This is a genomic window from Bradyrhizobium sp. Ken01 (assembly GCF_055807355.1).
On sequence record NZ_JBVVPC010000098.1, the window covers coordinates 1 to 8,438 of the forward strand.

Annotated in this window: 9 protein-coding genes; 5 read left to right on the plus strand and 4 right to left on the minus strand. The window is 65.3% G+C overall.

Translation table 11 applies throughout. The annotated features are described in order from the left end of the window. Positions 1 to 242 precede the first annotated feature (242 nt). The 4 genes from AC0L3S_RS38355 to AC0L3S_RS38370 all read left to right on the plus strand — a co-directional run bounded on the left by AC0L3S_RS38355 (position 243) and on the right by AC0L3S_RS38370 (position 3,107). Positions 243 to 1,388, plus strand: coding sequence for a DUF898 family protein (locus AC0L3S_RS38355; RefSeq protein WP_473285073.1), 1,146 nt, complete (start codon positions 243 to 245; stop codon positions 1,386 to 1,388). 3 nt (positions 1,389 to 1,391) lie between these two features. Next, entirely contained in the window at positions 1,392 to 2,501 is a 1,110-nt protein-coding gene (locus AC0L3S_RS38360; RefSeq protein WP_473285061.1) for a M48 family metallopeptidase, read from the plus strand. Positions 2,502 to 2,604: 103 nt separating this feature from the next. After that, the gene (locus AC0L3S_RS38365) at positions 2,605 to 2,913 is read left to right on the plus strand and encodes a hypothetical protein (RefSeq protein WP_473285063.1); all 309 of its coding nucleotides are present in this window, start codon (positions 2,605 to 2,607) and stop codon (positions 2,911 to 2,913) included. Further along, positions 2,910 to 3,107 carry a DUF305 domain-containing protein gene (locus AC0L3S_RS38370; protein WP_473285065.1) on the plus strand — a complete coding sequence of 66 codons (198 nt, stop codon included), beginning with the start codon at positions 2,910 to 2,912 and terminating at the stop codon, positions 3,105 to 3,107. Before AC0L3S_RS38365 ends, AC0L3S_RS38370 begins: the two co-directional genes overlap by 4 nt. Before the next feature lie 16 nt (positions 3,108 to 3,123). Here AC0L3S_RS38370 and AC0L3S_RS38375 read toward each other — a convergent pair whose 3' ends face one another. From AC0L3S_RS38375 to AC0L3S_RS38390, 4 genes are all read right to left on the minus strand, one after another. Then, positions 3,124 to 3,336, minus strand: a complete 213-nt coding sequence (locus tag AC0L3S_RS38375) for a hypothetical protein (protein ID WP_473285067.1) — start codon at positions 3,334 to 3,336, stop codon at positions 3,124 to 3,126. A 78-nt stretch (positions 3,337 to 3,414) separates the two neighbouring features. Next, on the minus strand, positions 3,415 to 4,044 hold the full coding sequence (gene upp / locus AC0L3S_RS38380; RefSeq protein WP_007614501.1) for a uracil phosphoribosyltransferase: 630 nt from the start codon (positions 4,042 to 4,044) through the stop codon (positions 3,415 to 3,417). 163 nt (positions 4,045 to 4,207) lie between these two features. Next, positions 4,208 to 5,446, minus strand: a complete 1,239-nt coding sequence (locus AC0L3S_RS38385; RefSeq protein ID WP_473265774.1) for a URC4/urg3 family protein — start codon at positions 5,444 to 5,446, stop codon at positions 4,208 to 4,210. Positions 5,447 to 5,453: 7 nt separating this feature from the next. After that, complete coding sequence (locus AC0L3S_RS38390) at positions 5,454 to 6,710, minus strand: GTP cyclohydrolase II (RefSeq protein WP_473285069.1); 1,257 nt, start codon at positions 6,708 to 6,710, stop codon at positions 5,454 to 5,456. 400 nt (positions 6,711 to 7,110) lie between these two features. Here AC0L3S_RS38390 and AC0L3S_RS38395 point away from each other — a divergent pair, with 400 nt between their 5' ends. Then, positions 7,111 to 8,238 (plus strand): threonine synthase, encoded by a 1,128-nt coding sequence (locus AC0L3S_RS38395; RefSeq protein ID WP_473285071.1) that lies wholly within the window; start codon positions 7,111 to 7,113, stop codon positions 8,236 to 8,238. Positions 8,239 to 8,438 lie beyond the last annotated feature (200 nt).

Sequence of the window (8,438 nt, forward strand, 5' to 3'; positions counted from 1 at the left end):
GCGCGACGCGCGCATCACATAGCGCCGTAGCTAGCGCGGCTTGGCCGCGGAGGCCGACCCGTTACCCCATCTACGGGACATTCGCGAACGTGATCTCGCGCACGCCCTCGACAGCGGAATCGTGCCAGAAATCGACCGGAATCGAGCCAAATCGAACCCGCCGATCTTGGGGATCGACTAATCCCTGATCTATAAGTTTGATCGAACCAGGTCCGCACCCCGAGGTTGCCGCCGTGAACGACATGCAATGGGCCCCCATCGGGTCAGAACCCTTACCCCCGCCGCTGCCGCCCACGCGGGTCGATTTCACCGGCAACCGCACCGAGTTTCGCAAATTGGTCACCAAGGGTGCCATGCTCGAACTCGTCACCTTCGGCTTCTACCGGTTCTGGCTCGCCACCGACATCCGCCGTCATCTGTGGGCGAACACCGCGGTCGATGGCGACGCCGCCGAATATACCGGGCGGGCCAAGGAGCTTCTGGTCGGCTTCCTGTTCGCGCTCGCGATCCTGGTGCCGATCTACCTCGCTTACTTCCTTGTCGGTATTGAGTTCGAGCGCTGGCAGGGCTTTGCCTCGACGCCGCTGTTCATCAGCTTCTACGCCTTCGGCCAGTTCGCGATCTTTCGCGCGCGACGCTATCGCCTGACGCGCACGGTCTGGCGCGGCGTGCGGTTCTGGATGGACGGATCGGGCTGGGCCTATTCGTTCCGCGCCATGCTGTGGGGCTTGCTGGTGTTCCTGACGCTTGGGCTCGCATTGCCGTGGCGCGAGGCCTCGCTCGAACGGTACAAGATGCGGCACACCCATTACGGCGATTTGCGCGGCGATTTCGCGGGCGACGGTTGGACGTTCTTCAAGCGCGGCTGGTGGCTGTGGCTGCTGAGCCCGATCGCAATGGTTATCTTTCCGCTCGCGCCGTTCTTCTATGCCGAGTTCAAGGCGCGCGAGTGGCGCTGGTGGCTCGACGGTATCCGCATCGGCGATGTCAGCGTGTCCTCGCAACTGCCGCACAACGCATTTTACAGCCTGTACTGGAAGGTGATCGGCTGGTGGATGCTGCTCTCGGTCATGTTCGCCGCCTATGTCGGCGGAGCCACCATGCTCGTCGTCAAGCTGAGCGGTCTTTCGGTCGAGCAGGCGTTGGGGCCCGGCAATGCCGCCAAGAGCATTCCGACACTGGTGATGATGGTCGTCGGCTACCTCGCACTCGCCCTGGCCCTCAACATTGTCATGCGGGTCTATCTCCAGCGCGATCTCTGGGCCAAGGTGCTGGAAACGGTGGATGTGTACAATATCGCGGCCGCGGCTGACGTGCGCGGCAGCGCCGAGCTTGCCAGCGCGCTCGGCGAAGGCTTTGCCGACGGACTCGATGTCGCGGGATTCTGAGCTGTGAGTGAGTTGTCCACCGAGGTCCCGGCGCAATCCGCAAAGCCGACGATTTTCTTCGACGGCGTGTCGAGCCGCAGGCGGCAGGTGACGCTGACGCTCAGTGACGCGCTCGAGATCCTCGAAGAGGGTGCGCCGCCCGTTCGCTGGGCCTATGCCGACATCCGCCGCGCCGACAGCCCGCCCGGCATTTTGCGGCTCGCCTGCGCTTCCGCGCCGCCGCTGGCGCGGCTGGAAATCCGCGACGCTTTGCTCGCCTCAGACGTGACTGTCCGCTGCGTACGGCTCGACGACCACCAGACCTCGCGCCGCGGGATCGCAAAAATCGTCGGCTGGTCGATAGCTGCCGCCGTCTCCATCGTCTGCGTCGTGCTGTTCGGCGTGCCGCTCGCTGCCGACCGCCTCGCGCCGCTGGTGCCGAAGCCGATCGAGCGGCGCATCGGCGATGCGTCGGAGGTTCAGGTGAAGACCATCTTCGGTCGCAATGCGTGCGAGGATGCGGCGGGGAAGGCGGCCTTCATCAAGCTCGTCAATCGGCTGCGCGATGCCGCCGGCCTCGACGACGATTCCATGACCGCGGGCGTGCTGCCGACCCCGGTGCCGAACGCGTTCGCGCTGCCCGGCGGCAAGGTCTTCGTGCTGAAGGGCCTGCTCGACAAGGCTGAAAGCCCGGACGAACTCGCCGGCATCATCGCCCACGAGCTCGGTCATCTCAAGCACTACGACAACATGCGCGGGTTGATCTACAACGGCGGCACCTCCTTCCTGATCGGCCTGTTGTTCGGCGACGTCACGGGCTCGAGCGCGGTGATCTTCGCCTCACGCAGCGTGGTCGAGGCCTCCTATTCGCGCGAAGCCGAGACCGCTGCGGATACGTTTGCCATCGAGATCATGCACAAGCTCGGCCGTTCGCCGAAGCCCGCAGCCGAATTGATGTTCCGCATCACCGGCAAGGAAGGCGGCGGCCTCACGTCGATCCTGGCGAGCCATCCGCTGACCGAGGACCGCCTCGCACGCATGACGAAAGAAGACCGCCCCGCCAGCGGCGCGCCGCTGCTGACCGATGCGGAGTGGCGGTCGCTGAAGGGGATCTGCGGCAGCGGCAAGATCTGAATCTCTTGCCGCCGACGCGTTGGCCCCGCGCCAAATCATCCATCGGCGAGGAACGATCGCTCGGGGAGTGGTTATCCCCCCCAATAAACAGCGGAAGTTCCTCATGGCTTACGGTCGTTTCGTCACGATGATCGCGGCTTCCACCGTGATCATGTTCGGTCTGATGTATCTCAACACCTTCGCTCTGGATCACGTCTGGTACAGCCAGACCCGGACGTGGATGGCGTTGCTGATGGGTGCGGTCATGGCCGCCGTGATGCTCGCTTTCATGTGGGGCATGTACAGGAACCGCACGGCGAACGTCGCCATTCTGGCCGTCAGCGCCGTCGTGTTTGCGGTTTCGCTCTGGCTCGTTCGAAGCCAGCAGACCGTGACCGACGTCGCCTATATGTCGCCTATATGGAGGCGATGATCCCGCATCATTCCATCGCGGTTCTCACCAGCGAGCGCGCGCACATCAGGGATCCCCGCGTTCGCAAGCTGGCTGACGACATCATCGAAGCCCAGGTGCGGGAGATCGGCGAAATGGAACGGTTGATCGCCGACCTCAAGGAGAAGCCCGCGCCCGCCGATGCGAAGGATCTGCCGCCGCGGCCGCCGATCTGACGGAGCGGCGCGCGTATCATTTTGCCGGGGCGGGCGAATTGGTCGAGCCGGTGGTGACGCTCGGCGCGTTGTTCGGGCTGGAGGTGGTGGTCTGCGGGCCGACGTCGCGTCCATTGTAGAAGAAGACGGCCGCGACCACGGCGATCACGAAGATTGCGCCGATCGCCCAGCCCACCGGGCTGTTGCGGCGTGCTCTGTCTGCCCTGCGGTCGTCATCCTGATAGGTCATCGTGCTCTCCATCGTAGAGCAGGAAAACCTTGAGCGAGCGAAGCTGTTCCTAACGTGACGCGGTTTGCAGGCCGGCGCCTATCTGGTCCCGTAGGCGCGGTCGCCGGCGTCGCCGAGGCCCGGCAGGATAAAGCCGTTCTCGTCGAGACCTTCGTCGACTGCGGCGGTCCAGATCGGCACGTCCGGATGCAGTCCGCGCAGCCGCTCTAGTCCTTCCGGGGCGGCGATCAGGCAGGCGAGGCGAATATCCTTGGCGCCTCGCTCCTTCAGCCGGTCGATGGCGGCCACAGCCGTGTTGGCCGTCGCAACCACCGGCGTCACCACGATCGCCAGGCGCTCGCTGAGATCGGATGGCGATTTGAAGAAATACTCGACCGCCGCAAAACTGTGCGGCTCACGGTAGAGGCCGATATGCGCGACGCGCGCGGTCGGCACCAGGTCCATCATGCCGTCAACGAAGGTGGTGCCGGCGCGCAGCATCGGCACGAATACCAGCTTCTTGCCCGCGATCTTTGCCGAATGCATCGTCGCCAGCGGCGTCTCGATGACGGTATCGGCGAGCGGGAGGTCGCGCGTTACCTCGTAGCACAGGAGCATGCCGATCTCCTTGATCAGCTCCCGAAACGATTTGGTCGAGATCGATTTGTCCCGCACCAGGGTCAGCTTGTGCTGCACCAGCGGATGATCGACGATCGTGACGCCTTGCATGACGGGATGCCTTTCTTCCTTCTCCCCTTGTGGGAGAAGGTGGCGCGAAGCGCCGGATGAGGGGTACTTTCCGCGAACTCCTGTGAGAGATATGCCCGCGGAGACAACCCCTCACCCGGCTTCGCTCCGCGAAGCCACCCTTTCCCACAAGGGGAGAGGGTTCTTAGAACACCGTGCCGTCGCTGATCACCTTGAGCGGCGGCGAACCATCGGGACGGCGCGCGAAGGCGATGGCGCGGCCCGCGGCCCAGGTGCCGCCTTCCAGAATGCTCGCGAGCGGCAATGTCTCAGGCGTGCGTCCGAGTTTTGCGCGGACCAGCTCGGCAAGCCGATCGAGCAGCGCCACGGTCAGCGCGCGCCACTCGACGACGAGGAGGGAGTCCACCGCATGCGCACGTTCGGCGTCGGCGGGGTTGCGCAGGCGCAGCACCTCGTGATCGACGAACAGGCCGCCATTGCGATATTCGGCAAGCCCGGTCAGGCCGTCGATGTCGGTGACGTCAATTCCGGCGCGCTGTAGCGGCTCGATTAGCGAATAGCTCAGCCATTGCGACAGCTTGTGCAGGGGCATGAGGCCCGCGGTCGCATCGCTGGCCTTGATCGCCGGATGGCGCCAGCAATCGCCGAGCGGAATTCCGGCAAGCTCCAGCCGCGACGGCCAGATCGGTCCGAGCTGATTCAGCACCGCCGAGAGAATCGCGGGTGCGGGAACCGCGCCGCCCTTCGCCTGCGCAGCGATGTGATCGAACAAACCGCCCGGCCGTGGCGTGTCGTGCGCGCCGAACACGTCCGCGCGCTCCGCCACCAGCCTGCCCAAGCGCCGCAGCAGATCGGTCCGCCCCTCGAGCCCGAGCAGCGGATTGGTGTCGCTCACCTGAAAGGCCGAAGTGAGCGCGGCGAGCGGCAGTTGCGCGAGCACGTCGGCATCGGCCCTGAAGGGCGCGCGGGCATCGCGGGAGAAAAGACCGCTCGCGAACATGTCGAGACTCGCGATCGCAAGTCCTTCGGATCGGCCGATGCTCTGTGCCGTCGCGGCCTCGCGGTATTGCCAAGCCGCACCCGCGCCGGCGTCGAGCAGCACGCTGACGATGGCAAGGTCGAACTCCGCGCGCGCCCGCGCCGGGCGATCGGGCCATGACGCCGAATCCGCAAGCCGCGCCCAGCGGTCGACGCCGCCAAGCACGAAATGGCGCCATCGCGCATGAAACGGGATTTCCAAAGTGGGATAGGCTTTGCGCGTCACCGCGAGCACGGCATCAGCAACGCCGTCCATGCGATCGAGATCAACAGTGAAATGGGTGAGTCCGCCGGCAAGGCCGATCTCGAACATCTCGCCGGCACGCGCGCGAACCGCTCCTGCGCTGAGCAGCGAACGGGCCTGCAATTCCAAAGCGTCTGCCATCAATCGATCAGTATTTTTCCAGCGAACGTCCGACCACGCCATCGACGTCCTTCTCCGGCGCAATGTCGGTGGAGTAATAGCCGGCGGCCTTCTTCGCGGCGATCTCGACATAGGCGTCGGCGGGAATGAGCTCGGGCGGGATCGGCACGCGCTCGACGATGTCGATGCCCTGCGAGGTCAGGGCGTCATGCTTCATGTCGCTCATCGAGAGGAAGCGGTCGATGCGCTTCAGGCCCAGCCAGTGGATGGTATCGGGCATCAATTGCTGGAAGCGGGCATCCTGGACGCCGGCGACGCATTCGGTGCGCTCGAAATAGGCGGCGGCCGCGTCGCCGTCCTCCTGGCGCTTGCGCGCATTGTAGACCAGGAATTTCGTGACCTCGCCGAGTGCGCGGCCTTCCTTGCGGTTGTAGATCACGAGCCCGAGCCCGCCCTCCTGCGCGCCGCGCGCGGATTCCTCGATGCCGTGGATGAGGTAGGGACGGCAGGTGCAAATGTCGGAGCCGAACACGTCGGAACCGTTGCACTCGTCATGCACCCGGCAGGTGATCTTGGTGCGATGGTCCGGCAGTTTTGTCACATCGCCGAACATGTACACGGTGGTGCCCCCGATCGGTGGCAGAAACACCTTCATGTCCGGCCGTGTCACCAGTTCGGGGAACATGCCGGCGGTCTGCTCGAACAGCGTGCGCCGCAGCTCGGTCTCGTTGGTCGCAAAGCGTTCCGCAAGGCCGGGCAGATACCAGACCGGATCGATCGCGATCTTCACCACCGACACGCTGCCATTGGCGTGTACGACGTCACCGTCGGCGCGCAGGCGCTTTGCGGCGAGCGCCTCGCGGATCTCCGGCAGGTCCAGCCGCGCCCGCGTCACCGCGATGCTCGGGCGGATATCGATGCCCTCGGCGATGTCCTTGCCAAAATTCTCGGCGACGAGATGTCCCCAGGGATCGAGCGCGACGATCTTGGCGGGATCGCTCCACTGCGGGAACGGCCCGATGGTCGCGGCCGGAAAGGTGTTGGTGAGATCGGGCCTACGAATTGGATCGAGCGCGCCGGCGGACACCGCGAGCGCGCGGTACATTGCATAGGAGCCGCCATGGCTGCCGATCACGTTGCGATCCCCGGCGCGCGACACCGTGCCGATGATCGGCCCGCGGGCGCGTGCGTCGGCCGCGCCCCAGTGGATCGGGAAGGCCGCCTTTCGGCCCGGCTCCGGATGGGAGGTGAGGCGGATGTGGTCGGTACGGTTCGCGCGGCTCATGACCAAACTCCTAAAAAGCCAACGGCCCGCCGCTCGGACGGGCCTTGGCTCGTCGCGCTGCCGATGCGGAACATCGGCGGCGCGAGCTCAATCCAACATATTGTAGCGGGCAGTCGCGACAGACAAGTTAATCGTGCCGCGCGGGGGCAGGGCGGCTCGCGGCCAAATTCCCGTCGTCCGGCGACCCGGCAGCACTTGCCCGAGTGCCACGCCACCGCACTGGCGGACCGCGCCGCCATCGCGGTAAGATGATGAAATAATTATGTTTTTAACGTTTTAAAGGGGCGGTGCACGGACTGCTCGGCGGGCGTCGAGTTTCCGGACAAAACGTGTCATCAAACCAAACGCCCAGATCGCCTTTGCCGTATCGCCTGCCTTATCGTCTTTCTTGGAGACCGCCATGCCCGCCGCCGCCTACATCGACCCCCGCAACGGTAAGCTCTATCCGCTGGACCAGCCGCGCTGGTGCTCGGACGAACGCACGCCGCTGCTGGTGACGCCGGGGGCAGGGATGTCGCGCGAGGACATCGACGGCCGGGCGCGCTCGCTCTGGCGCTACCGGGCGGCGCTGCCGGTCGAGATCAAGGCTCCGATCACGCTCGGCGAAGGCTGCACGCCGCTGGTGCAGCAGGCCTGGGGCGAGCTGTGCCCGTTCTTCAAGCTCGAATGGTTCAACCCGACCGGCAGCTTCAAGGACCGGGGCTCCGCCGTGATGCTGTCCTTCCTTCGGCAGATCGGCGTCTACGCTATTCTGGAGGACTCGTCCGGCAATGGCGGCTCGTCGATGGCGGGGTTAGGTGCCGCCGGCGGCATGCGCGTGAAGATTCTCGCGCCTGCTTCCACGTCGCCGGCCAAGATCGCGCAGGTTCGCGCCTATGGTGCCGCGGTGCAGCTCGTCGAGGGCCCGCGCGAGGAATCGGAGGCCGAGGCCATCCGGCAGTCGAGCCAGACCTTCTACGCCAGCCACAATTGGCAGCCGTTCTTCCTCGAAGGCACCAAGTCGCTCGCCTATGAGATCTGGGAAGATCTCGGCTTTCGCGCCCCCGACAACGTCATCGTCCCCGTCGGCGCCGGCAGCTCTCTGCTCGGTTGCGCCTTTGGTTTCCGTGAGCTGTTGAAAGCCGGCCAGATCACCAGGCTGCCGCGCCTGTTTGCGGCGCAGCCGCTCAATTGCTCGCCGATCGATGCGAGCTTCAAGGCGGGCGTCGATACGCCTGTCGCGCGCGAGGTCAACAAGACCATCGCCGAAGGTACCGCGATCAAGCATCCACTGCGCCTGCGCGAGATCATCGGCGCTTTGCGCGAGAGCGGCGGCGGCACCGTCGCGCTCACCGAGGACGAGATCGTCGCCGCGCTGCGACATCTTGCGCGGCAGGGGCTGTTCGCCGAGCCGACCAGCGCAAGTGCCGCCGCCGCGCTGGACAAACTATCCGCTACCGGTGCCATCAAGGCGAACGAGACCACGGTCGCGGTCCTCACCGGCACCGGCCTCAAGGCCGCGACCATCGTTGCCGATCTCGTGCAATAGGACTGGGCATTCCGTCTGGTCGTGGCTCTTCCCTTCTCCCTTTGCGGGAGAAGGTGGCGCGAAGCGCCGGATGAGGGGTATCTCACCGCGTACTCAAATGAGAATTGAAACGCGTGGAGAGAGACCCCTTGTATCTGCACGGCCAGCATTTGTGCGATGGAAGTGACTTAGCGCCTTGGCCGGTGGCCACCGGCCAAGGC